Source organism: Hydrogenophaga sp. H7, from assembly GCF_002025745.1.
GTDB classification, from domain to species: Bacteria; Pseudomonadota; Gammaproteobacteria; order Burkholderiales; family Burkholderiaceae_C; genus Hydrogenophaga; species Hydrogenophaga pseudoflava.
Genome location: NZ_MCIC01000001.1, coordinates 335,754 through 360,262, shown reverse-complemented (window position 1 = coordinate 360,262; position 24,509 = coordinate 335,754). Strand labels below are relative to the sequence as shown.

Genomic DNA, 24,509 nt, shown 5'->3' with positions numbered 1-24,509 from the left:
TTCAGAATCCGCTCTCGCGGACCAGCACGGCCAGCGCGCTCCTGAGGCCATCCCAGACCAGACTGCGCGCTCCGCCCTCGATACGGGCCTGCCCGCGCAGTTCTTTGCCCTGTGGGGGCGCCTCGTGCAGCCGCAGGCGGACACGGTACAGCGCTTCGCTGGGGGCGGTGCCCTGCTGGTCGTCCGCCAGGGTGGAGAATCCGCCGCCGTGGCGGCTGTCCAGCATGGGATGGGCCAGTCGCCGCACGCGGGTCGAATCTACCGCAATCACCTCGGCATTCAGCGCCCGCAAGCCGCCTTCGGGCAGAAAGCTCGCCTGCGCGCCGGACGCGATCCGGTGCACCTCGCGCTCCCCGACATAGGCGTCCACCAGCCAGCCATCGGTGTCGGTCAGCACCCCCAGCGGGACCTTGACGCCCACCCACGTGCCGGGACGCCGCAGCCAGTCCACATCTCGCCACTGGCCGCCGAACTCCGCGGTGATGCGCAGTCGCCCGGCCTCTTCACGCACGGCCCGCAGCTCGGCCAGCTGTTCCTGCAGGCGCTGTTCGGTGGCCAGTGCCTTCTCCCGCCCGCCACTGATCTCTAGAAGACCGGCCAGGCGCCGCTCCAGCGCGTCGACCGAGGCCTGCGCGAGCTGTTCGCGGGCTGCCAGGTCCGGCGACTCGAAGCGCGCCAGCACGGCTCCCGCCTCCACCCGTCCGGCCGGATGCAGCTCGGCCAGCTGGGTCGGCAACGGCGCGAACACGAACTGCTGACGCTGCGCGTGCGCCACACCACCGGCGGTCACGTCGAAACGCCAGGGAAACAGCAGCAGGCCGCCTGCCAGCAGGAGCAGCGCCAGCAGACCCGACCGGCGCGGCCGCCGGACCTCGCGCCACCGCTCGCGCCAGACCTTCAGCTCGGACCACACCGGCTTGGCGAGGAACCAGGTCAGCTCCACCAGCATGAGAAAGATGCCCAGCGCCTTGAAGAAGAACGCGTACACCGCCCAGGCGATGCCCAGGAACACCACCGCGCGATAGCACCAGGTCACGAGCGCGAACACCACCAGGGCGCGCCGGGCCCGCGGCGGCAGGTGCTCGGGATACGCGTCGCCCACCCCCAGCACCTGGCGCCGCAGCCAGGTCTTGGCGTGCGCCCCCGCACGCTCGTGCAGGTTGGGAAAGTCCAGCAGGTCCGACAGGATGAAGTAGCCGTCGAAGCGCATGAACGGGCTGACGTTGAGCGCCACCGACAGCACCCAGCCGGTGGTCGCCAGGTAGAGCGCGGCTTGCCGAAGCGAGCCGTCGTCGAGCAGCGCCCAGGCCAGCGTGGCCAGGCCCGCCAACCCCATTTCCACGCCGACGCCGGCCACCGAGATCGCCAACCGCTGCCTGTTTGAACGCAGCCGCCAGGACTCGCCCGTATCCGTGTAGAGCATGGGCCACATCACGAGCAAGGCCACGCCCATGTGCGCCACGCGCACGCCGAGACGGGTCGCTACCAGCGCATGTCCCAGTTCATGCAATGTCTTGGAGACGACCAGCGCGATCAGGAAGCCGGTGATGCCGCTGGGCGTCAGGATGTCCATCACGCTGTGCGCGAAGCTGTCCCACTGGCGAGCCACCAGCACCATGCCCAGCAGGCTGGCCAGCAGCAGCGCCAGCAACGCCGGCATCGAGAACAGCGGATCGAGCGCACGCGCCAGCCGCACGAGGAAACGCTCCGGGCGCACCAGCGGTACCCGGATGAACAAATAGTGATGCAGCCACCAGCGCCAGTCCCGCCAACCGGGTTCGCGGGCCTTCTGCACCATGCGCTGAAGTGCGGCGCCCGACGCCATGAGCAACTGGTGCTGCTCCAGGAAACGTGCGAATTCCTCCACCTGGGCCACATCCACCGCCAGCGGTGTGGTCGAAGCGATGTCGGCGGCGATCTGGGCAGGGTCACCGGGCCAGCGCAGCAGGCACTCATACTCCAGCCAGCCGATGCGGTAGAAGCGGTTGAGCACCGGGTCCTGGATGGCCCAGAACGGCGCGCCATCCCTGGCCGGGGCGGTCTCGTACAGGCGCAGATCCTGCCGCAGGGCCTGCGTCGCGGCGGAAGCGGGCTGCATCACCAGCCGCTCCACTCACGCAAAGTGGCCAGCGGGCGACGGAACAGGTAATAGCCCAGCACCACCCAGTCGCCATGGAGCTTGGCCGTGCCCCGGAGGCCGAGCCGGGCCTGCCCGACGTCGTCGCCGGCAATGTCGGCACGCAGCCGGTAGCTCGCCACCCCATCGGGCGACAGCACGGCCTGGTAGCTGGTCTCGGTGATCTGTCCCGACAGGGGTGACAGGGGCTTGACGGTCAGGAACAGCTTGACCGGGGCACCCTCGTCCAGCGCGATGGCGTCCGAGACCGGCAGATGGATCAGCATGCCCGGTTTTTCCGGATTGGCCAGCAGCATGATGCGCTCGCCCGTGGCCACCGGGCGACCACGCCACTGGTCAGGGTCGGCGAACACGGCGATGCCGTCGTACGGCGCGGTGGCCTCCATCCGGGCCAGTTGGGCCTGCACCGCCGCCAACTCGGCGCGCCGCTCCTGGGCACGGCCGGTCAGGATGGTCAGCTCGGCCTTGCTGGCGCTGTCGTGGAAGGCCATCTGGCTGGCGGATGCCAGCTCTGCGTCGGCCACCGCCACCGACTGGCGCGCCACCTCCAGCCGGTTGCGCAGCGTGGTGTCGTCCAGCGAGAACAGGCGATCGCCGGCCTTCACCGCCTGGTTGGGGCTCACATGGATGGTGCTCACCACGCCGTCGATGGCAGCGGTGATCTCCATGGCATCCACCGGCACCACCTCGGCCGGTGCCAGCGCAGTCTGGCGCACCGGCAGCAGCAGCAACAGGCACAGCGCCCCGACCAGCAGGCGCCGCCGGGTCTTGTCCAGACGCGCCCAGCGCTCGCGCAGGCTTGGGCGGGCCTTGCCGGCCATCATCTCCCAGGCATAGGCCCAGGTCCTGGCCACCCGGGCCAGCAGCTGTGCCACTTCCGGAGCCGGAGGCTGGTCCAGCAGGAAACAGGCCGCGCCCAGCGGCTCGCCGCCGCGGCGTGCCAGGGGCAGCACATAGGCCCCGGCGGGCCACCATGCGCTCCAGCCATCGGCCAGTGCGGGCGGTGCATCTGCCAATTCTTCGGCAGTGGGCGAGATCCACGCGGCCTCGCCGGCGACGCGCAGGCGCAGCCAGGGCCAGGCCTGGCGCAACCAGATCAGGTACGGGCTGTCCTCGGTGGGCCGAGCCAGCCCGGACACCGTCAGCAGGCGGTCGTTCGCATCGAACACCAGGGCCTGGCGGTAGGGCAGCGCGGAGAAGCTGTCGTTCGCCATACTGATGCCCAGCTCGGCCACGCTTTCGGCCGCGCGTGCGCGGGCCTCCAGGCCTTCGGCCAGGGCCGTCAACTCGAGGCTCAATGCCATAGGCGCCTCCACCCAGTGTCATTGCCGTTCTTCCTCCAGGAGCCGAAGGCGGGCCAGAGCGGGACGAGACCACTCGGCGTTGCAGAGAGGCGTTTCACTTCAGATCGAACCGGGCCACGCCGCTCATGCCTGCCAGCAGCTCTGGGTGGGCCTTGTCCATGCGCGCTTCCAGCTCGATGGTCTGTGCCACCGAATCGACCCGTGCGTTGATCGCCGTGACCTTGGCCATATAGGCTTTTCCGGTCTCGTTGATGGCCACCTCGAACGGCGTGCCCTGCTTGAGCAGGCGCAGCCAGCGCGACGGCACGTTCAGGCGGATCTTCAGCGGCCCGTCGCTCACCATCTCGAGCAGCGGCGCGCCCACGTTCACGCCCTGAAACGGCTTGACGTGCACCCGGACGATGCGGCCTGTGAACGGTGCCGCCACCGAGCAATGCGCCAGCTGGGCGCGGGACACCTCGACCGCGGCCTGGGTCTTCTCGACCTCCGAAGCCGCCAGCGAGACCTCCATGTCCCCCGCCGCATTGAGCTTGCGCAGGTCCTGCTTGACGGTCAGGGTCTCGCGCGCCGAACCGTTCTCGGCCTGCGCCATGCGCAGGCGGGCCTGCGCCTCACGGCAGTCGAAGCGGACAATGGTCGCGCCCTTGGTAACCCGGGCGCCCAGCTGCGCCTGCAGCTGCGAGATCTGGCCCACCGTCTGGGACACCAGGGTGGTCTCGACATCCGGGCTCAGCAGCACCCGGATGGCGTTCGGGTCCTCGGCCACCGAGACCGGCGCGGGCGCAGCCGGTGCCGGCTGCGCCACCCGGGACGCGCCGCCCGCCGGTGGCACCGGCGACTGCGCCAGCACCACGGCCGGCGCCATCAGGGAACACAGGATCAGCGCTGGCCAGCGAACCGGCGACTCAAGGCTCATGCACATCACGGCGCCCACCTCTTACCGGGCCGCGGCCGTCTTGAACACCTGCCCCTGCCACTGGGACATGGTTTTTTCCAGCGCGGTGGCCAGGGTCTTCACGTCGTGGCTGTCAATGGCCTCGGGCAGCACGTCCAGCCCGACCGAGTTGTACACCCGCCCCCAGGCCGCCTGTGCATTGGAATAGGCCACATAGCGCTGGTACTCGGCCAGCAGCGCACGCGCTTCCGAACGGATCACCTCCAGCTCCGACTCGAACTTGCTCTGAGACGCCGCCTTGGCGTAGTCGTACAGGCTCTGGTCCACGCGCAGGCTTTCTTCGGCGAACTTCAGTTCGGCCAGCGACAGGCCGTAGCGCTGCACGCCCACGCGCACCTGGGTCAGCACCGCCATCGACAGCGCCATGCGGCGCATGTCGTCCGCTTTGTTCTGGTGCTCGTGTGCACGCTTGAGCGCGGGAAGCTGCGCCAGTCGCAGGATGTTCCAAGACACGCGAACACCCGCATCCACCCACGAGCTGTTGTAGTTGAAGCGGTTGGAGTCGTACTGCGGACCGAGGTCGATGCTGATGTTGGGCCACAGCATGGCCTTGGCGGCTTTGATGTCGTTCTCGGTCACGCGCTTGCGGTACCACTCCTCCATGATCTCGGGGCGCTTCTCCATCGCCATTGTTTCCAGCGCCTCGATGTTGCCCGGCACCGCGGGCAGCGCGAACTCTTTTTCGTCGACCAGGGTGATGGCAGTACCCGGCGCCACCGACATCAGGGCGTTGAGCTCGGCGCGGGCCAGTTCAAGATCCTGGCGGCGCAGGGTCAGCAGGCTGACCGCGTCGAGCAGCGCGCGCTGGTACGACAGCACCTGGGCGCGGGGCATCAGGCCCTTGGCCTCGACTTCCTTGGCATTGGCCAGAGCCGTGTTCACGCGCGCCAGCAGGTCGTCCACACGGCCGATGAGCTTTTGCGCGCCCAGGGCGCGCCAGTAGCTGTTGCGCACGTCCTGCAGCACGTTCTGCACCACCTTGCGGCGGCGCTCCTCGGCCATCAGCACCTGATCGGCCTTCTGCTGCGCGCGGTAGTACGAGACGCCGAAGTCCAGCGCGTTCCACGAGAAGTTCAGGTTAGCCAGCGTGCGCTCGCGCTCCTGCGAGGTGGACGGACGCAGCGACTCCTCGCGGTCAATGATGCCGATGGAACTACCACCCGAGTCGTTGTTGCGGGACACATAACCGGCACCGGCCACCAGGCGCGGCAGCATCTCGTGTGAGGACACGTCGTGCAGGCTGCGCGAGAGCGCGCTTTCCATCAGCTTGAGGCGGTAGTCCAGGTTGTACTTGAGCGCGCGCGCGGCGGCCTCGTGGAAGCTCAGCGGCGCCGCGATCGGCTCTTGGTCGGCGTACATCTGCACCCGGTCCTGCTCGGCGCGGTCACGGATCTCGTTCGCCTCGTAGGGCACCGGCGCCAGCGAGCCGCAGCCGGCCAGAAACAGGGCCGCCGAGAGCGCAAGCATGCGCGGGCGGGCCAGGAAATGAGCGGCGAAACGAAGCGATGGGTTGGTGTTCGGGGTGGTCATTTCAATGATTCTTTTCAGACTGGTTCTCAAACTCGTGCGGTGGACATGGGCAGGCGCCCCGTCCCATTCCTCAACTGATCGGTGAAAGATGGCGCCATGCGCATAGCCTGGGCAGGCATCGCGGCAGCGGCTGCTTCCTCGACCTCGGCATCGACCTCCGAGGTCTTCTGCGGCTCGGGCGTCGGCCTGGCCGCATCGCCCTTCTCCTGTGACGCCGGTTGAGGGACCAAACGGTCGGCATCGGGCTGGTACAGCTCGGGCGTCGCCAGATCGTGGTCGGCGCCGAGCGACACCCGGCTCAGGCGGCCTTGCACCAGGCTGTTCATGAAGTCGGCCAGACGCTGCGAGTCGCGCACCGCCTGTTGCACGAACAACGCCGGGTCCATGCCCAAGTCCATGCCCGGCACGCGCACACCGCTGTCGTACGGCTGCGCCAGGTCGATGCGGCTGGTGGCGCGGGCATCACCGCCCAGCGCGCGCTCGTTTTGCGACGCCACCACGGCGTCGCGCACATAGGTGACCGACTCGAAGGAAAGGCCGACCTGCGGCAGGCCAGGCCCCCACGGATCGGGGAAGTACGGCCCCGGCCGCAGGCCAGGCCCCGTCGATCCCTCCGAGCGGTCGGGCGGCAGCCCGTCCTGCGTGCCCGGCAGCACCTGCACCGTCACGGTGGTGGTCTCGGTCACACCGCCGCTGGTCACCGTGTAGGTGAAGGTGTCGGTACCGACAAAGCCCGGGTTCGGCATATAGGTGATGCTGCCGTCGGGGTTGATCGTCACCGTGCCATTGGCCGGCGGCGTCGTGCCCGTGACCCTGGGGTTCCTGCCCTCGAAGTCGTCGTTGTCCAGCACCGGAATCCGCACCGGCGTGTCGCGCTCGGTGGTGGACGTGTCAGGCACGATGTCGGGCACCGGCGTGACGGTGATGCGCAGCACCGCCGTGGCGGTGCCGCCCTCGCCGTCGCTGATGGTGTAGGTCACCGGCGGCACGCGGCCGTTCCAGTCGGGCCTGGGCGTGAAGGTGTAGTTGCCGTCCTCCCTGAACACCAGCCGGCCCTCGTTCAAGGTGATGGTGTGCGACGGCGTGCCCGGCCCGAAGGTGTAGGTGCGGCCGTTGACGACGATCTCCGTCACCGTGAGGTCGTCGCCATCGGGGTCGCTGTCGGCCACGTCGCCACGGCCACCGTTGCCGATCACGTTGCCGCTGACCGGCGTGTCCTCGCGTGTGGTGCGGGTGTCGTCGCGCGCCACCGGGGCCGGGTTGGTCACCGTGTAGGTGAAGGTCTGCGACGCGGTCTGGCCGTGCGGGTCGGTGACCATCACCGTCACCTCGTACACGCCAGGCGTACCCGTGTTGCCGCCCTGCGAGGCGCTGTTGTCCAGCGTGCCGGTGATTACGCCCGAGTTCGGGTCAATCGTCAGGCCCGGCGGCAGGTCAGTGGCCGTGTAGGTGAGCGGATCGCCGTCGATGTCGACAAATCCACCGGACGTGGGGATGTTGATGCCACCGTCGGCATCAACACCCACCTGTGGCGGCAGAGAGGCCACCGGGTCCGGGATGTTGTTGAGGTCGATGGTCAGCGTGGCCGTAGTTTCGTCACCGTCGGCATCGCGCGCGGTGTAGGTGAACACGTCCACCGGGTTGGACACCGTGATGCCGGCATTGGCCACGTAGGTGTAGCTGCCGTCGGGGTTGAGCGTCAGGGTGCCGTAGGTTCCGGTGATGGCCGTACCCGTGCCGCCCGCTGTCGGCGCGCCGCCGTTGTCGCCGGCCACCACGCCGACCACTCCGTTCCCGCTGCCCGTCCAGCCATCGGCACCGGAATCGTCGTTGCCAAGCACGTCGCCTGTCACCGTATTGCCTTCGGTCACGCTGTTGGTGTCGTCGGTGGCGGCGGGCAGGTCGTTGATGATGGCAATGGTCAGTGTGCCGCTGGCCGTCTGCGGCGTGGGCTTGTTGTCTGTGACCTGAAGGGCGATGTCATCGGTATACGGGCCCGAGTGCGCCACCGGGTCCTTGAGCGTGTATTCGTACTCGATCACCAACTGGGTGGGCGCACCGGTCGGACCCTGCACACCGCGGATACCCGTGATGACCAGCGTGCCTTCGCCCGTGTCGATGCTCACTGGCGTCAGAACACCATCGCTGATGTCTTGCAGTTCGGCGTAAGTGAAGGCGGTTCCTCCGACCGTCACCGACCGGATGCCGTCGGGCGCAGCCACCACGATGTCGCCAGTGGTGGATTCACGGTCGTCGCCAGCATCACCCAGGCCAGCTTCGTACACCGAGTTCTGCCCCTGCGTCGATGGGTCGGCGGGGTCGTCGGTCCCGTTCTCGTCCTCGGGGCCGATGGTGGGTGGCGTGGCGCCGCCACCGTCCGTGCGTCCATTGATGGTGATGGTCAGCGCGGCCGAGTCGGTCAGGCCATCCGCATCGGCGAGGGTGTAGTCGAATACATCGGTCAGCGTGTTGCCAGTGCCCAGGCTGTTGACGTCCGGGTGACTTTCATTGAGCACGTAGGTGTAGCTGCCATCGGGATGGATGGTGAGCGCACCGTACTGGCCGTTCACGGTGACGCCGCCAGCCGGGATGGGTTCCGTCGTCCCTCCGACAGGCCCGATCTCGGTGATGACCAGATCGGCCAGCGCGGTCTCAGGGTCGCTGTCCACGCCGTTGCCGCCGTCGTTGTCGTTGCGCAAGTTGCCCGAGACGCTGGCGCCAGGGGTGGGCTGGCCGTCGGACTCGGTCACGCTGTTGGCGTTGTTCGTGGCATCCGGCGGATCGTTCTGCGCCGTGATGTTGACGACGATGGTGGCATCCCCCGTGAGCGCCCCGCCGCTGCCCTGCTTGCTGTTGTCGTTTGCATCATCGAAGCGGAAGCGCAGCGTGACATTGGCCGGAGGCGTATCGGAGCGGTTGGCGTAGGAGATGGCGCTGGCCACGGTGTTGATCGCGGCGGCGTCGGCACTGGCGTTGAAGGTGATCACCAGTTGCCCACCCACGTTGGTGAAGCTGCCAACCGTGCTGCCGCCCACCACGAGGTTGCTGCCGGACACCAGGGCCGGATCGTTGAAGCCCAGCACATCCTCGCTGGCGGCGTTGAACCCATCATTGGTGGCGTTGCTGCGGCCGATGGTCAGCGTGGTGCCACTGAAGTTGTCCAACTGGCCTGGGTCGCGGTGCAGTTCGGGGTCCGTGATGGTCACCGGGCCCAGGTTCACCGGTGCACCCAGCACGTCGCGGTCTTCCCCGAGCGGATCGCTGCCGGTGCGGTCCACGCCCTCGACGAAAGTGACCGAGCCGTTGGTGATGGTGACCACCGGCGCGTCGTTGACCTGCAGATAGCCCACGTTGCGGTTGACCGAGGTGGTGCCTTCTCCCAATGTCACGCTGATGGTGCCCAGCGTGCCAGCGTCGGCATCCCACCGAGGCGACAAGGCATCCGTGTCGTCGGCAATCGCACCGCCCGGAATGGTCAGCGTGACAGTGGCCGGCGCGGTGATGCGGTAATTGCCCGACACCAGCCCTGTTCCAGGCAAGGCGCCGAAGCTGTACTCGCCGCTCGCGTTCGTGGTGGTGGTCATCACTCGGTCGTCGGCGTTGCCGAAGATGCCGTCCGCTCCGGCCCAGCGCAGCTCCACGGTCTGGTTGGCCAGACGGATTTCACCCGCATCGATGGCGCCGTCGCGGTCGTTGGTGTCGTCCCACAAGACTCCGCTGATGGTGCCGTAGCCGGCCGGATCGCTGCGGGTATAGGTGTTGGGTGCCGTGCCGCTGCCGTCGCGCTCGCCGCTGGCCGAGGCATCCGTACCTACCGTCGAGCCCGCGAAGCCCGTGCTCGAGATGGTGCCAGCACCGTCCGGCAGGCTGCTCCAGGTCACCGTGGCATTGGTCGGCGCCGTGGCCGACTGTTCCGCGTTGGTGGGAACCTCCACCGTATAGCGCAACTCGACGCTTGTCCCTGGGGCCAGCCGGTCGAAGTTGACACTGACGCCCGTGGCGCCCACTGTCCATGTGATGCCTGCAGCAGCGGCCGCAGCCGTGTCGGCCGATGTGTAGGCCGTGCCGCCCACCACCAGGCGCTCAAACACGTAGGAGCCGCTCTCGCCGCTCGGAAAGTCGTCCGTCAGCACCACGTCGTAAGCCGGCGCCGCATCCGTGCTGCCCGTGTTGAACGCATTGCGCACCGTGATGGTGGAGGTGGCGCCCTGCGCACCCGCCGCGGTATCGACCACATCCTTGGTGATAGCGCTGATCTGCGGCTCGACCACGTTGTCTGTGGTTTCGTTGGTTTCGCCCAACTCGGTGGTGCCGCTGCGAACGGTGACGGTGGTCACGAGGTCCGTCCCGGCCGTGTTGCCTGCCACGTTGCGCACCACCGCGTTGAATTCGAGGATCAGGTACTCACCGTCGGCATCGCGGTCAAGGTTCTCGATGTTGCCCAGCACAAACACACCGCCCGTGTGGCTGATGGATGTACCGGGGCGACCGGCAGCACCCGGTGTGTTGCCGCTGTTGAGAGAGTTCTCGATGTAGCCTGCGGAGTTGCCATTGACAACGTTGCTGGCGCCAGAGCCATTCACGTTGAATCCGGCGTCATTGCCCACCAGCGCCCAGGTGGCACCGGTGTCCAGGAGTTCGTAGCCCGCAGGCAGGTTGGGTGTGATGTTCAGATTGTTGACGTTGCCCTCGGGCACGCGCATCACCAGACGGAAACGCACGATCTCGCCCACCGCCACGTCCTGCGCATCCACTGCCGTGTCCACCGCCGGCGCTGCCGTGTCCGCCAGCCCGCCCACGCGGCTGAGTTCGTAGACGCTGTTCACGTTCACCTGCGCGCGATCGTGGCTCACATAGTTGTTCAGCAGACTGGAGGCGCTTTCCCCGTCACTGCCGTCGCGCTCATTCGCGTCACGCACGCCAGCTGCGTTGCTGGTGCTGTCGATGCTGCTCCAGTACACATAGGCATCGCCCTCGTCGAAGGAGGAGACGCCCGCCACCCCGGGCGCGGTCACACCGGTCACCGCAATGACGATGCTTTCACCAGCGGCCAGATCCAGGTTCGCGCCGTCGCTGATCCTCAGCTCATAGCCATTCCACTCGAACCTGTCAGACACGTCACCCAGTGTCGAGTGCATCACGGTCAGGCTGCTGTGATCCAGATTCACATAGCCCGTATAGGGATCGGTGAACTTCAGGTCAAAGGCGTTCACGCCGCCAACGGGGTTGGAAATGGTCGTGCGATACCTCACCTCGTCACCCGCATCGATCCCGGGCTCCGCGTCGTCGTAGTCGCCGTCGAGGTCGGTGTCCACCGCCTTAACAACGGTCAGCTGCGGCTCGACCACCGTGATGGTTGGCGTCCCGGTGCCTACGACCGTGGAATTGGTATTGAGACCCGCTTCGTCGTAACTCAGGCGGGTGCCCATGGTGCGCGTGGTGCCGCTCTGGTTGTCGTTGGCACCATCGTTGGTGTTGGCCACGATCACACGCACGCGGATGACGAAACTGTTGTCACCCGTGGCGTTGTTGCCCGTTGTGGTGACGTCGCCGAAGGAGAAACGCGGGTCGGCGCCGACCACACCACCGCCGAGAGAGGCCGTCGTCAGCCCCACGGTACCGGCGAAGTTGTTCGCCAGCGCACCGCTGCCGCCCGCGCCCGCGCCCGCGCCCGCCACCGTGATGATCTCGTAGCCCACGGCGTTGTAGCTGGTGTCCAGCATCATGCCCGGCGGCACCAGCGCATTGACGTTCAGGTCGTGCGTCGTGCCTTCGGGCAGCGTCACCACGATGTCGTAGACCATCGATTCGCCGATGACCATGTTGGCACCCGTGGTGTGCCCGGCGCTGGAGTCGTCGTTCGTAGCAGCGCCGCCGTCCTTGAACACGATGCTGACGGTGGGCGTCTTCGTGGCGGCGGTGGCGTCGTCGGAGATCACGTTGGCGCCAGGAAGGAAGTCGTCGCCTGCACCCACACCGCCGTCGCGGTTCGAATAGTCCGCCACGGAGACCGTCGATGTGGTGTCCAGACCAGCAGCTATACCGGCCACGGCCACCGCGTCGTACGTGATGACCAGCACATTGGAGCCGTTGGCGGTCGGCGTATCTCCCGCGCGACCGGGGGCGAGCGCCGGGTTACCGGCCACGTCGATCAGGGTGATGACTCCGCCCGCGACGGTGTAGTGCGTGCCGGCCACCAGCAGCGTGCCGTCGCCCAGCCGCACCTGGAGGTTGGCGTCGGCAAGGTTCGCCACCTCGACGCCAGCGGCATTGGTGAAAGCAAAGCCTGATGGCGCGGTGATGGCACTGGTGCTGATGTCGAACGCGCCATGGCCACCGGTGTTGATGACACCCACGCCGAAACGCACGCGGTCGCCCGCATCAATGCCAGTGATGTTGCCGTCGATGCCGCTGATGTCCGAAATCGTGCCCGCAAAAGATGCGCCGGTGGTGCCCGGACTGGACCAGCTTCCGGTCGTGCCAGTCAGGGTGTTGTCCCCTTCGGAATCGATGTGGGAGACGACACCGTGGCGGATCTCCAGGTGCGGCTCATTGAGCTGGAGCTGGATGCTGTCCTGGTGCGTGGCCGACTCACCCGGGGTGTTGTTCTCCGAAGCCTCGGCCTGTGTCGTGAGATAGAGGCCGTCGGCGAACGGTGAGTCGTTCACCCGGACGGTGAACCGGATCACCACCTGGGTGGGCAGGTTGTTGCTGTCCTCGCGGCTGCCCAGGTCGAAGCTCAGACCATTCGAACCCGCCGCAACCGACAGGCTGGCTGTTCCGTTGATGTCGATGACGTTGCCTGCCCCATCGATCAGCACCCATTCCCCCGGCCCCGGATAGGTGGCGGATGTCCCTACAGACCCATGGGCCCACCCGCTGGAAGTGCCATCGGCGCCCGGATCGCCCACATTGAACACCGGCTTGGGCAGAAAGGCGTCGAGTTTGAGGTGTTCGAAGTCGCCCGTGCTTAGGTTGTAGGTCAACTCGTAGGTGACGGTGTCGCCCGGCCGGATGCCGGCGCTGCCACCGCTCGCGGCACCATTGATGCCCACGATCTCCAGCGTCAGGCCTCCGCTGGCGATCTCGACATCGGTGGCTGTGCTGTCCTGAACGTCACTGCCCTGATCGCCATTCGCCTGGACCACCGTCCCGGTGATCACCGCCGAGGTGGCCAGGCGGTCGCCGTGATTGATCTGCGCATCGCCGCCTCCGACGGGAGACTCGAAGGTGTTGTCGATGGTGGCCGTGTAGGTGATGACCCCGAACGTCCCGCCCAGATCGGTCCCATTGAATTTCCCGCCTGTCAGGATGCCTTGGGCCAGGTCACCAGACAGCCCTGCGTTTCTCAGCGCTTCGGAAATGTCGAAGGTCCGGGTGATGTTGTGGGTAGACGGATCGGTGACATCGGTGAAGTAGCCGGCCAGGGAGACGACCACCGGCGTGCCTTGGTGCGTCAGGGTCAAGGTCGGCGTGCCCGTGGGTGTATGCCCATCGTCGATGACATCCGTGATGACGACATCGTCGAAGCGGAAGTAGTCGGACACCTGGAAGTTGATGGTGTACTCCAGCGTCTGGCCAGGGCTGTTCTGGCCTCCGGGCGTGATGTTCTCGACCTCCTTTTGCACCGCGAGCGAGCGAATCGTGTGCTGGAGCTCGACACCCGCCGGGTCGTAGTCAACAGTTTCCTCTGTGTCGCGTGCATCCAGCGGATCCCAGTCGCCGGTCCCCGACACCTGAAACTGCACCGTGCCCGCAGAGCCGGAAACCGGATCCAGCACGTTGGCGGAAGCGGCGTCCACATCGGGCACGTAGTACTGGATGGTGACAGCCTGGGTGCCGCTGATGTCCCCGACGGGATGGGACAACGTGCCTCCCGTGACGGGAGCGCCCAGCGTCACGCCGTTGATGCCGGTCACGACAATGTTGCCCGGCACATCAATCACAAGGCTGTAGTCGGTCAATGTCTGACCCGCCGCCACCGTGATGGTGGTGGTCATTTCGCGCGGGAAGTTCGGGCCCGTGGCGGTCTCGCCTTCCGGGCCGTTGAACGTGTGCGTGTACTCCACCAGCACCGGTGTGATGCTGGCCGTGACCAGGGCGCCATCCACGCTGGGGTCGGTCGCGTAGTCGGCTGTGGGCGTGTGGCCGTAGCGGAAGCCGGCCCGGGCGGCGATCTCCAGGCCGGTGCCCCGGTCGGCCAGATTGGACAGCGAGGCCTGGACCACCAGTTCGGCCTCAGGCTGACCGTTGGTGTAGCTGCCGAAAGGCAGTTCGATCACGACCACCGTCTGTCCGGGTTGGCCATTGATCACGCCCGGCTGGTTGGTGTTGTCGCGGAAATACGGATGTTCTGCCGTGCCACCGGCACCGATGGTGACCAGCTGGTAATTGACCGGCGTGCCCAGGTAGGTGATGGCGCCGCTGGGGGCGATGGTGACGCCGTCGTCGCCATCGGCACCCAGCGGCAGGAACAGGTCGATGTAGGGGCCGTAGCCGTCAGGGTTCGGTGCCGTGCCCGGGTTCGTGAATGCCAGCGTGAAGGTGAAGTCCTCGCCGATGAGCACTTCGCCAGCGGTCGGCAGCCCTGTGATCGTCACCGTGGGGGCCGCCGTCAGCAGGCTGTTGAAACCCGCCACCGAGAGCGCCGTCGCCTCGATGGCGCCGGTGGACAGCTCCAGGTCCCAGTCGCCGCCCTTGTCGGCCGCGCCGGTGGCGTCGGTCGAGGCGGCGATGTCGGCACCGGTCAGGTGCGCCAGCTCGGTGATAAAGGCCTCGCCTTCGCTGTCGGCGGCCACGTCGCAGCCGTAAAGCAGGATGTCGGCCTCGTCGGTGAGGTACGGCGCCCAGCCCCGCAGCATCTCGCGTTGCGCCTCGCTCAGGCTGCCGCCGCCGATGACCTCGTTGCCCAGCATCAGGCTGCCGGGCGTGCCGTGGCTGATGATGTGAATGGTGTCGTACTGCCGGCCGGCGTCGTTGGCGAGTTCGCGGCTGATGGCGTCGAGACCGGATTCGTCGCGCTCGACCACGCGCACCATGACATTGGCGGGCAAGTCGAGGGTGAAGCCCTCTTGCTCGGCCACACGTGCGTCCACCACCACAAGGGTGGCGAATCTTTCTTCAGGAGCGTCCAGAGCCGGCGGGTCGGTGTCGTCGTCGGATTCGGCGTCGGCCTGACTGCTCGCGTTGTCGACGGCGTCGCTGCCTTGCGCGCTTTCGCCCTCACCTTCGATGCCGCCTTCGTCGTCTGCCGCAGCCGCGGTGGAAGACGGCGTGGGGACTTCGTTTTCGTCTGTGTCCCCGGAGGCGTTGGCGGGTTGCGGCTCGTCAACGCCGGGGACGGGTGCCTGGCCCTGCACCTCTGGCGCTGCGGCGTCGGGCGCGCTTGGCTGCGGAGGGCTGGGTTCGGGCGCGGCCCGATCGGGGAGCACATCGGCCACAGCCACGGCACCTGCGCCGTCAAACAGCAACCGCGGCTCCAGCGCCATGGCCTGGCTTGCAGGCCGAAAACGAAGTTTGTTTTCTTCTTTCTTTTCTGTTCGCATGGTGACCCTAGCTATCGCCCGAGAGATGTACCCAAATCCTACCGATACGCAGGAAAACGCCACACTCTAGACGAAAGGCCTACTCGTTTGCCGCGCTGAATCGCTGCAAAGTTCACAGGCTCAGGTCGCGCGTTCGGCTATCACCCAGCCAACACGCCCGTCAAGATTAACGAGCAAAAAACCCAACGCCACAAGACGAACGGTCTGATTTTCAGAACGAACGGCTCTGAGAACGAGGAATTTCCTTCAGGGAACGCAACAACAGCCTCAAAGACGCATATTCAGTCGTTGCAAATCGACCACAAAAAGCTTCGCAACAAAACCGGATAAGCGTGCGGATGTCACAGCCAGGGGACCAGGGAAGGCCCCTGCGAGAGCGGTGCGTCGCCAGGGCCCTGGAGAAAAAGCTCTGCGTCAGAGCTTCTGCAGCGCGGCGATGCGCTCTTCCATCGGCGGATGGGTCGAGAACAGCTTGCCCAGGTTGCCGGTGATGCCCATGGCCTGCATGGTCTTGGGCAGTTCGCCGGGGGTCAGGCCGCCCAGGCGGGCCAGCGCGTTGATCATCGGCTGCTTGCGGCCCATCAGCTGGGCGGCGCCGGCGTCGGCGCGGAACTCGCGCTGGCGCGAGAACCAGGCCACGATGATGGCGGCGACGAAGCCCAGCACGATGTCCAGCACGATGGTGGTGACCATGTAGCCGATGCCCGGGCCGCTGTCGCGGTCGTCGCTGCGGCGCAGGAAGCTGTCGACCGCGTAGCCGATCACGCGGCTGAGGAACACGACGAAGGTGTTCATCACGCCCTGGATCAGGGTCATGGTGACCATGTCGCCATTGGCGACGTGGGCCACCTCGTGGCCGATCACGGCCTCGACCTCTTCACGCGTCATGCTCTGCAGCAGGCCGGTGGACACCGCCACCAGGGCCGAGTTCTTGAAGGCGCCGGTGGCGAAGGCGTTGGGGGCACCGTCGTAGATGGCGACCTCGGGCATGCCGATGCCCGCCTTCTCGGCGAATTTCTGCACGGTCTGCACGATCCAGGCCTCGTCCGCCGTCTGCGGCTGGTTGATCACGCGCGCACCGGTGCTCATCTTGGCCATGGTCTTGCTCATGAGCAGCGAGATGGTCGCGCCGCCGAAACCCATGATCAGCGAGAAGCCCGCCAGTGCGGTCATGTTCAGGCCGTTGGCCGTGAGGTAGCGGTCCACGCCCAGGATGCGCGAGGTGACCATCAGCACCGCCATCACGGCGAAGTTGGTCAGAACGAACAGGAAGATGCGTTTCATGAAGGCTCCGTGGCAAAGAGGGACGGATGATAGTGGGGGTGGGTCGACCCCGTTTCAAGATGTGTTCAGACCTGGGGCAGCAGGTAGCGCCGTTCCCAGGCGCTGATCTCTCGCAGGTAGTGGTCGTGCTCCAGCGTCTTGACCGCCAGGTAGCCGCGCACGAAACGCTCGCCCATCAGCCGGCTGGCGGTCTGGCTCCGCGACATCTGATCCAGCGCGCCGTCAAAGGTTCGCGGCAGGCTGCGCGCCTGGTCGTAGCCGTTGCCGCTCACCGGTTCGGCCGGTGCGATCCGCCCTTCGATTCCGGCCAGACCGGCCGCCAGCGTCGCCGCAATCGCCAGATACGGGTTGGCGTCGGCGCCGGCCAGGCGGTTCTCCACCCGGCGCGCGGCCGGGCCGCTGACCGGCACGCGCAGGCCGGCGGTGCGGTTGTCGTGGCCCCACTGCACATTGGTCGGCGCCTGGCTGCCGGCCACGTAGCGGCGGTAGCTGTTGACGGTGGGCGCGTAGACCAGCATCAGGTCGGGCGTGTGGGCCTGCAGGCCGCCGATGTAGTGGAAGAAGGCTTCGCTGGCCGAGCCGTCGGCCTGGCTGAACACATTGCGGCCCTGCGCGTCCACCACGCTCTGGTGCAGGTGCATGGAACTGCCGGCCTGGCCGGCGATGGGCTTGGCCATGAACACCGCGTTCAGTCCGTGCTGCAGCGCGATCTCGCGCGCCGCGGTCTTGAACAGGAAGGCCTGGTCGGCCACCGCCACCGGGTCGCCGTGCAGCAGGTTGATCTCGTACTGGTTCTCGCCCACCTCGTGCAGCCAGGTGTCGGCGCGGATGCCCAGGCCGTCGATGGCGGCGTGGAAGGCGTCCCAGAACGGCGCCAGCTCGTTGAGCGCGTTCAGGCTGAAGGCCGACTGACCGACCTCGGGCCGGCCGCCCTTCCCGGTGGGCGAGGCCAGCGGCTGGGCCGGGTCGGTCATGGCCGCGGTCAGGTAGAACTCGATCTCGGGCGCCACCACCGGGGTCAGGTCGGCGGCGGCGTAGCGGGCCACCACGTTCTTCAGCACCGAGCGCGGCGCGAACTCGCACAGCGAGCCATCCAGCTCCAGGCAATCGTGCACCGCCAGGTAGCGCGGCACGCTGGCCCAGGGCGAACGCTTGAGCGTGGCCAGGTCCGGCACCAGGCGCACGTCCGGGTCGCTGTCGGGGAACACGGGGTCGTAGCTGTACTCGCCCGTGACGCACTGCATCGGGATGGCCTGGCAGATGCGCAGCTCGGTCCCACCCGCGAAGCTGGCGGCCGGCATCAGCTTGCCGCGCGGGTAACCGGTGACGTCGGCGAACAGGCACTCGACGTCGCGCACGCCGGTCTCGCGGAAGTGGGCGACCAGGGTGGCGCGGTCGGCGTCCAGCGAGAGGTTCAGGTGGGACCAGGAGGGCGAGGCGGAAGAAGTCATGTCGTCGGTGCGAAAGCGGTTCGGGGCGGCCGGAACACGGTGGCGTCGTCGTAGAACGCCGGGTCCTGGTTCGCCGGCCACCAGCCCGGCACCCCCAGCACGGGCAGCGGGGTGAAGGGTTTGGTCGCCAGCTCGGCCGCGGTCAGGCGCGCCGCCAGCCAGCGGTCCCAGGCGGCCACATCGTCCCCCAGTTCGGGGGGCACGGGCGCCCGGTAGACATGCCCGGTGATGGACTTGTAGGGGGAGACCAGCTTCTCGGTCAGCGCGTGGCCGAACAGTACCAGCCGGGTCTGCCCCCACAGGGACCGCAGGTCCACAAAGAGCCGGGTCCACTCGCGCGCGATCAGGGCGTCCCAGATCGCGTCGGGCGCCTGCAGCAGCACGGCGTTTTCGTCGAACAGGGTGATCGCGTCGCGCACCGGCCCACGCACCTGGCCCACGCCGGCCTGGGCGATCTGTGCCGCCTGCAGGCGGTTGAGCAGGCGCTTGGTGGCGGGGAAGCGTTGCCAGACCAGGCCATTGAAGAAGTCGTGCAGGCCCTCGCGCGTCGGCACGGCGCCGGTCTCGAAGATGAACTGCTCGTAGGCCACGCCCTCGGGCAGCTCTGCTTGCGGCACAAAGCGCGGGCCGGCGGTACCGATGTGGTGGTTCAGCGCCTGCGGCAGCGGAACGCCCCGCTCACAGGCTGCACGCACCGCCGCCCCGTCGGCCGCGAAGGGCGCGTTCCAGGGCTGTGACCAGTCGGGCGCAGGCCAGCCGGCGACGGCGTTGCCGACGGCGCACATGCCCGGTCAGCCCACCAGCTGCCAGGGCAGCGCCTCGCCCGAGCGCAGCGGCTTGAGCTCGGCCTCGCCGAAGGCGAAGCTCTCGGGCGGGGTCCAGCTCTGCTTGCGCAGGGTGATGGTGCCGCTGTTGCGCGGCAGGCCGTAGAAGGCCGGGCCGTTGAAGCTGGCGAAGGCTTCGAGCTTGTCCAGAGCACCCGCAGCTTCAAACGCCTCGGCGTACATCTCGATGGCGGCGTGGGCGGTGTAGCAGCCGGCGCAGCCGGTGGCGTGTTCCTTCAGGTGGGCCGGGTGCGGCGCGCTGTCGGTGCCCAGGAAGAACTTGGCACTGCCGCCCGTGGCCGCGGCCACCAGGGCCTGGCGGTGCGTCTCGCGCTTGAGCACCGGCAGGCAGTAATAGTGCGGGCGGATGCCGCCGGTGAAGATGGCGTTGCGGTTGTAGAGCAGGTGGTGGGCGGTGATGGTCGCGCCGAGGTGGGCGTCGGCCTCGGCCACGTACTGCGCGGCTTCTTTGGTGGTGATGTGTTCCATCACGATCTTCAGGCCCGGGAAGTCCTTGCGCAGCGGTTCGAGCTGCTGCTCGATGAACACCGCCTCGCGGTCGAACAGGTCGATGTCGGGGCTGGTCACTTCGCCATGCACCAGCAGCAGAACGCCGGCCTTCTGCATGGCTTCCAGCGTTTTGTAGGTCTTGCGGATGTCGGTCACGCCCGCGTCGCTGTTGGTGGTGGCGCCGGCCGGGTAGAGCTTGCAGGCGACCACGCCGGCGTCTTTGGCACGGGCGATCTCGTCGGCCGGCAGGTTGTCGGTGAGGTACAGCGTCATCAGCGGCTCGAAGGCCACGCCCGCCGGCACGGCGGCGCGGATGCGCTCGGCGTAGGCCAGGGCCTGGGCCGCGGTGGTCACCGGCGGCTTGAGGTTGGGCATGATGATCGCGCGGCCGAACTGGGCGGCGGTGTGCGGCACGACGGTGTTCAGAGCGGCGCCGTCGCGCACGTGCAGGTGCCAGTCGTCGGGGCGGGTGATCGTGAGGGAGGTGGTGGGGGCGTTCATGCCCCGATTTTCCCACCCCGCGCGGCTCACTTGCTGTGGGTCGCCAGGTGCCGCTCGAGATCGTTCCAGAACGCGTCCACCGAGCCCTTGGCCTTGCGGGTGCCGGGGCGTTCACGATAGATGCGGATGTCCAGCGTGGTGTCCAGCCCCTCGCCCGCGCTCACCAGCCGCTTGGCGCGCAGTTCGCGCCGCACCGCGCTGGCCGGCAGGAAGGCGATGCCATGGCCTTCGAGCGCCATGGCCTTGAGGCCTTCGGACATGTCGGTTTCGTAGATGCGGTCCAGGTGCACCGGCGTGGGGCTGCTCTTGAGCACCTGCTCCACCGCGCGGCCCATGTAGGCCCCCGGCGCATAGGCCAGGTAGGGCAAGGGGTGCGCCGTGGTGCCCGGCAGGCGGAACATCGGCTCGCCGTGCTCGTTGGGCTTGACGTAGGGCGAGAGCGTCTCGCGGCCCAGCGGCAGCATCTCGTAACGCGCGGCGTCCAGCTGGATCGGCTGCGACGTGTGGTGGTAGGCGATCAGCAGGTCGCAGCTGCTCTCCACCAGGCGCATCACCGCGTCGTGCACATTCATCGCAATCAGCCGGCTCTTGATCGGCCCGCAGCTCTCGCGCAGGCCCGAGAGCCAGGACGGGAAAAACGTGAAGGCCAGCGTGTGCGGCACGGCGAACTCGATCACGTCCTGCGCCGCCGCGGTGTGGGCTCGCAGCATGGCGCGCGTGCTCTGCAGGGCCTGCAGCATCTCCAGCGACTGGTCGTACAGGGTCTGACCGGCGGGGGTCAGGCGCGTCGGGTAGGACGAGCGGTCCACCAGATCGGTGCCGGCCCAGGCTTCGAGGGACTGGATGCGGCGCGAGAACGCAGGTTGCGTGACGTGGCGCAGCTGCGCGGAGCGGCTGAAGCTGCGCGTCTCGGCCAGGCTCACAAAATCTTCCAGCCACTTGGTTTCCATGGCGGCGGATTATGCGCGCCGTGCATGGGCGCACATCCCCCTGTTTTTCCGGGTTTTGGAGCCTGCCCGGTTCCGTTACGATATCCACAACCTAGGGTTAACCCTAATATTGCATACCCATGACCCAGAACCCGCCCGCCATCCTCCCGTCCCGCATCGCCCACGCCGGGTTGCGCCAGAAAATCATGTCGGCCGACGCGGCCGCCGCCCTCATCCACCACGGCGACCACGTCGGCATGAGCGGCTTCACCGGCGCGGGCTATCCCAAACTGGTGCCGCAGGCCCTGGCGCGCCACATCCAGCAGCAGCACGACGCCGGGCACGAATTCCGCATCGGCCTGTGGACCGGCGCATCCACCGCGCCCGAGCTCGACGGCGCGCTGGCCAAGGTGGGCGGCATGGACATGCGCCTGCCCTACCAGTCCGACCCGACCTGCCGCGCCCGCATCAACGCTGGCGACATGGCCTACACCGACATCCACCTCTCGCACGTGGCGCAGTACGTGTGGTTCGGCTTCCTCGGCAAACTGAACGTGGCGGTGATCGAGGTCGCCGGAATCCTGGAAGACGGCCGCCTGATCCCGGCCACCTCGGTGGGCAACAACAAGACCTGGCTGGACCAGGCCGACAAGGTGATCCTGGAAGTCAACCATGGCCACCCGCTGGCGCTGGAGGGCATGCACGACATCTACTACGGCACCGAGCGCCCGCCGCACCGCAAGCCGATCCCGATGACGCACGCGGGCGACCGCATCGGCACGCCCTACCTGCACTGCGACCCGGCCAAGGTGATCGCGGTGGTCGAAACGAACCTGCCCGACCGCGACACCCGCTTCGCCGCCCCCGACGAGGCCTCGCGCCGCATCGCCGGCCACCTGATGGACTTCTTCCAGAACGAGGTGAAGCACGGCCGCCTGCCCGAAGACCTGCTGCCGCTGCAGTCGGGCGTGGGCAACATCGCCAACGCGGTGCTGGAAAGCCTGAACGACGGCCCCTTCACCGGTCTGCAGGGCTACACCGAGGTGCTGCAGGACGGCATGCTCGCCCTGCTCAAGAGCGGCAAGATGCGCATGGCCTCGTCCACCGCCATTTCACTCTCGGCCGGGGTGATGAAGGAGTTCACCGAGAACCTGGACTTCTACCGCGAGCGCATCGTGCTGCGGCCGCAGGAGATCAGCAACCACCCCGAGGTGATCCGCCGCCTGGGCCTGATCGCCATGAACGGCATGATCGAGGCCGACCTCTACGGCAACGTGAACTCCACCCACGTGATGGGCACGCGCATCATGAACGGCATCGGCGGCTCGGGCGACTTCGCGCGCAACGCCTACCTCTCGATCTTCATGACGCCGTCCACCGCCAAGGGCGGCAGCATCAGCTGCATCGTGCCCATGGTCAGCCACGTGGACCACACCGAACACGACGTGCAGATCGTCGTCACCGAACAGGGTCTGGCCGACCTGCGCGGCCTGTCACCGCGCCAGCGCTCGCGCCTGATCATCGAGCGCTGCGCCCACCCGGACTTCCGGCCTGCGCTGCTGGACTACGTGGGCCGCAGCGAGGCCAACGCGAAGGCCGGCCATGCGGGCATGCACACGCCGCACCTGCTGGAAGAAGCGCTGAGCTGGCACGCCCGGTACGAGCGCACCGGCAGCATGAAGCCTTAGTCGGAGCCGGACTGCTGCAAGGCCCACATGCCGGCGTAGGTACCAGCCTTGGCCACGAGTTCGGCGTGGGTGCCGCGCTCGACGATCTCGCCGTTCACCAGCACCAGGATCTCGTGCGCGTCGACCACCGTCGACAGCCGGTGCGCGATCACCAGCGAGGTCTTGTTGCGCGCCGCGCTCTTGAGCTCGGCCTGGATGGCCCGCTCGTTGGCCGAGTCCAGCGCGGAGGTGGCCTCGTCGAAGATCACGATGGGCGGGTTCTTGAGCAGGGTGCGTGCGATCGCCACGCGCTGCTTCTCGCCACCCGAGAGCTTGAGCCCACGCTCGCCGACGGTGGTGGCGTAGCCCTTGGGCAGCTTCTCGATGAAGGCGTGGATGTGCGCGGCCTTGGCCGCTTCCACCGCCGCCTCGTGGCCCGCGTCCGGCCGGCCGTAGAGGATGTTGTATTCGATGCTGTCGTTGAACAGCACCGTGTCCTGCGGCACGATGCCGATGGCCTGGCGCACGCTGGACTGGGTGACCTCGCGGATGTCCTGGCCGTTGATGGTGATGCGGCCACCGCCGTGGGGACCGCCGGGCTCGTGGTTCGTGACGTCGTAGAAGCGGTAGAGCAGCCGCGCCAGCGTGCTCTTGCCTGAACCCGAGGGCCCGACCACCGCCACCGTCCTGCCGGCCGGAATCTCGAAGCTGATGCCGTGCAGGATCTCGCGCGCCGGCTCGTAGGAAAAGCGCACGTTCTCGAACTTCACCGCCGGTGGCCCGTCCAGCACCAGCGGCTGAGCGCCCGGCGCATCGGCAATCTCGCGCTCCTTCTCCAGCAGCACGAACATCTTGTCCAGGTCGGTCAGGCTCTGCTTGATCTCGCGGTAGAGCACGCCCAGAAAGCCCAGCGGGATGTAGAGCTGGATCATGAAGGCGTTGACCATCACCAGGTCGCCCAGCGTCATGTGACCGTCGGCCACGCCCTGGGTGGCGCGCCAGAGCATCAGCACCAGGGCCACCGCGATGATCAGCTGCTGGCCGGTGTTCAGCAGCGACAGCGTGGTCTGGCTCTTGATGCGCGCCTTGCGCAGCTTCTCCAGCGACTCGTCGTAGCGCCGCGCCTCGAAGGCCTCGTTGTTGAAGTACTTGACCGTCTCGTAGTTGAGCAGCGAGTCGATGGCCTTGGTCTGGCTGGTGGACTCCAGCTCGTTCATCTCGCGGCGGAACTTGGTGCGCCACTCGGTCACCGTGACGGTGAAGACCACGTACAGCACCAGCGCCACCAGCGTGATCCAGACATAGCCCATGTCGAACTTCGTGCCCAGCAGGGTGAGCACGAAGACCACCTCGATCAAGGTGGGGAAGATGCTGTAGAGCGAGTAGGAGATCAGCGACTGCACCCCGCGCGTGCCGCGTTCGATGTCGCGCGTCATGCCCCCGGTCTGGCGCTCCAGGTGGAAGCGCAGGCTCAGCGCGTGCAGGTGGCCGAAGACCTGCAGCGCGATGGAACGCGTGGCACCTTCGGTGGCCTTGGCGAACACCAGTTCGCGCAGCTCGGTGAACACGCTGGTGGACAGGCGCAGCAGGCCGTAGGCCACGATCAGCCCCAGCGGCACCACCAGCAGCGCCATGGCACTGCCGGGTTTGATGGTCATCGCGTCCACCAGCTCCTTGAGCAGCAGGGGCACCCCGACGTTGGCGCCCTTGGCGGCCACCATGAAGGCCAGCGCGGCGATCACGCGCCACTTGTACTGCCAGAGGTAGGGGAACAGGCGGCGCAGCGTCGCCCAGTCGGAACGGGCGGGCGCGGGACCGCTGTCGGCGGTGGGCACAGGATAGGCGGCCCGGGAGACGGACGAAGGGCGCATG

The 24,509-nt window shown here is 67.5% G+C and carries 12 protein-coding genes; 1 reads left to right on the top strand and 11 read right to left on the bottom strand.

Annotation, left to right across the window (positions count from 1 at the left end; translation table 11 throughout):
- Position 1: 1 nt before the first annotated feature.
- The 10 genes from BC358_RS01750 to BC358_RS01705 form a co-directional block, all read right to left on the bottom strand.
- On the bottom strand, positions 2–2,098 hold the full coding sequence (locus tag BC358_RS01750) for a site-2 protease family protein (protein WP_079364422.1): 2,097 nt from the start codon (positions 2,096–2,098) through the stop codon (positions 2–4).
- Positions 2,098–3,441, bottom strand: a complete 1,344-nt coding sequence (locus tag BC358_RS01745) for an efflux RND transporter periplasmic adaptor subunit (RefSeq protein ID WP_079364421.1) — start codon at positions 3,439–3,441, stop codon at positions 2,098–2,100. The genes BC358_RS01750 and BC358_RS01745 overlap by 1 nt, the downstream gene beginning before the upstream one ends.
- A gap of 94 nt (positions 3,442–3,535) precedes the next feature.
- The gene (locus BC358_RS01740; protein WP_241559703.1) at positions 3,536–4,357 is read right to left on the bottom strand and encodes an efflux RND transporter periplasmic adaptor subunit; all 822 of its coding nucleotides are present in this window, start codon (positions 4,355–4,357) and stop codon (positions 3,536–3,538) included.
- A 21-nt stretch (positions 4,358–4,378) separates the two neighbouring features.
- Positions 4,379–5,926, bottom strand: a complete 1,548-nt coding sequence (locus tag BC358_RS01735; RefSeq protein WP_079364420.1) for a TolC family protein — start codon at positions 5,924–5,926, stop codon at positions 4,379–4,381.
- 26 nt (positions 5,927–5,952) lie between these two features.
- Positions 5,953–15,414, bottom strand: coding sequence for a DUF4347 domain-containing protein (locus tag BC358_RS01730; RefSeq protein WP_179129991.1), 9,462 nt, complete (start codon positions 15,412–15,414; stop codon positions 5,953–5,955).
- A 471-nt stretch (positions 15,415–15,885) separates the two neighbouring features.
- A complete protein-coding gene (gene htpX, locus BC358_RS01725; RefSeq protein WP_079364418.1) occupies positions 15,886–16,755 on the bottom strand; it encodes a protease HtpX in 870 nt (289 codons plus the stop codon).
- Between the two features lie 65 nt (positions 16,756–16,820).
- Positions 16,821–18,206: a glutamine synthetase family protein gene (locus tag BC358_RS01720; RefSeq protein WP_218669460.1), complete on the bottom strand. Its 1,386-nt coding sequence runs from the start codon at positions 18,204–18,206 to the stop codon at positions 16,821–16,823.
- Positions 18,203–18,991: a DUF3025 domain-containing protein gene (locus BC358_RS01715; protein ID WP_079364417.1), complete on the bottom strand. Its 789-nt coding sequence runs from the start codon at positions 18,989–18,991 to the stop codon at positions 18,203–18,205. The genes BC358_RS01720 and BC358_RS01715 overlap by 4 nt, the downstream gene beginning before the upstream one ends.
- A gap of 6 nt (positions 18,992–18,997) precedes the next feature.
- Complete coding sequence (gene pyrC, locus BC358_RS01710; protein WP_079364416.1) at positions 18,998–20,041, bottom strand: dihydroorotase; 1,044 nt, start codon at positions 20,039–20,041, stop codon at positions 18,998–19,000.
- A gap of 26 nt (positions 20,042–20,067) precedes the next feature.
- Positions 20,068–20,991 carry a LysR substrate-binding domain-containing protein gene (locus BC358_RS01705; protein WP_066253063.1) on the bottom strand — a complete coding sequence of 308 codons (924 nt, stop codon included), beginning with the start codon at positions 20,989–20,991 and terminating at the stop codon, positions 20,068–20,070.
- Between the two features lie 119 nt (positions 20,992–21,110).
- On the opposite strand from BC358_RS01705, the gene BC358_RS01700 reads away from it, so the two are divergent.
- Entirely contained in the window at positions 21,111–22,658 is a 1,548-nt protein-coding gene (locus BC358_RS01700) for an acetyl-CoA hydrolase/transferase family protein (protein WP_079364415.1), read from the top strand.
- Here BC358_RS01700 and BC358_RS01695 read toward each other — a convergent pair.
- Entirely contained in the window at positions 22,655–24,508 is a 1,854-nt protein-coding gene (locus tag BC358_RS01695; RefSeq protein WP_079364414.1) for an ABC transporter ATP-binding protein/permease, read from the bottom strand. The two genes, BC358_RS01700 and BC358_RS01695, sit on opposite strands and share 4 nt — an antisense overlap.
- Position 24,509 lies beyond the last annotated feature (1 nt).

Bases quoted from the DNA above. Each gene is read 5' to 3' on its own strand.
- BC358_RS01695 (WP_079364414.1), bottom strand. From the start codon at position 24,508: ATGCGCCCTTCGTCCGTCTCCCGGGCCGCCTATCCTGTGCCCACCGCC.
- BC358_RS01715 (WP_079364417.1), bottom strand. From the start codon at position 18,991: ATGTGCGCCGTCGGCAACGCCGTCGCCGGCTGGCCTGCGCCCGACTGG.
- BC358_RS01700 (WP_079364415.1), top strand. From the start codon at position 21,111: ATGACCCAGAACCCGCCCGCCATCCTCCCGTCCCGCATCGCCCACGCC.
- BC358_RS01720 (WP_218669460.1), bottom strand. From the start codon at position 18,206: ATGACTTCTTCCGCCTCGCCCTCCTGGTCCCACCTGAACCTCTCGCTG.
- BC358_RS01705 (WP_066253063.1), bottom strand. From the start codon at position 20,991: ATGGAAACCAAGTGGCTGGAAGATTTTGTGAGCCTGGCCGAGACGCGC.
- BC358_RS01730 (WP_179129991.1), bottom strand. From the start codon at position 15,414: ATGGCGCTGGAGCCGCGGTTGCTGTTTGACGGCGCAGGTGCCGTGGCT.
- BC358_RS01750 (WP_079364422.1), bottom strand. From the start codon at position 2,098: ATGCAGCCCGCTTCCGCCGCGACGCAGGCCCTGCGGCAGGATCTGCGC.
- BC358_RS01745 (WP_079364421.1), bottom strand. From the start codon at position 3,441: ATGGCATTGAGCCTCGAGTTGACGGCCCTGGCCGAAGGCCTGGAGGCC.
- BC358_RS01735 (WP_079364420.1), bottom strand. From the start codon at position 5,926: ATGACCACCCCGAACACCAACCCATCGCTTCGTTTCGCCGCTCATTTC.
- pyrC (WP_079364416.1), bottom strand. From the start codon at position 20,041: ATGAACGCCCCCACCACCTCCCTCACGATCACCCGCCCCGACGACTGG.
- htpX (WP_079364418.1), bottom strand. From the start codon at position 16,755: ATGAAACGCATCTTCCTGTTCGTTCTGACCAACTTCGCCGTGATGGCG.
- BC358_RS01740 (WP_241559703.1), bottom strand. From the start codon at position 4,357: ATGAGCCTTGAGTCGCCGGTTCGCTGGCCAGCGCTGATCCTGTGTTCC.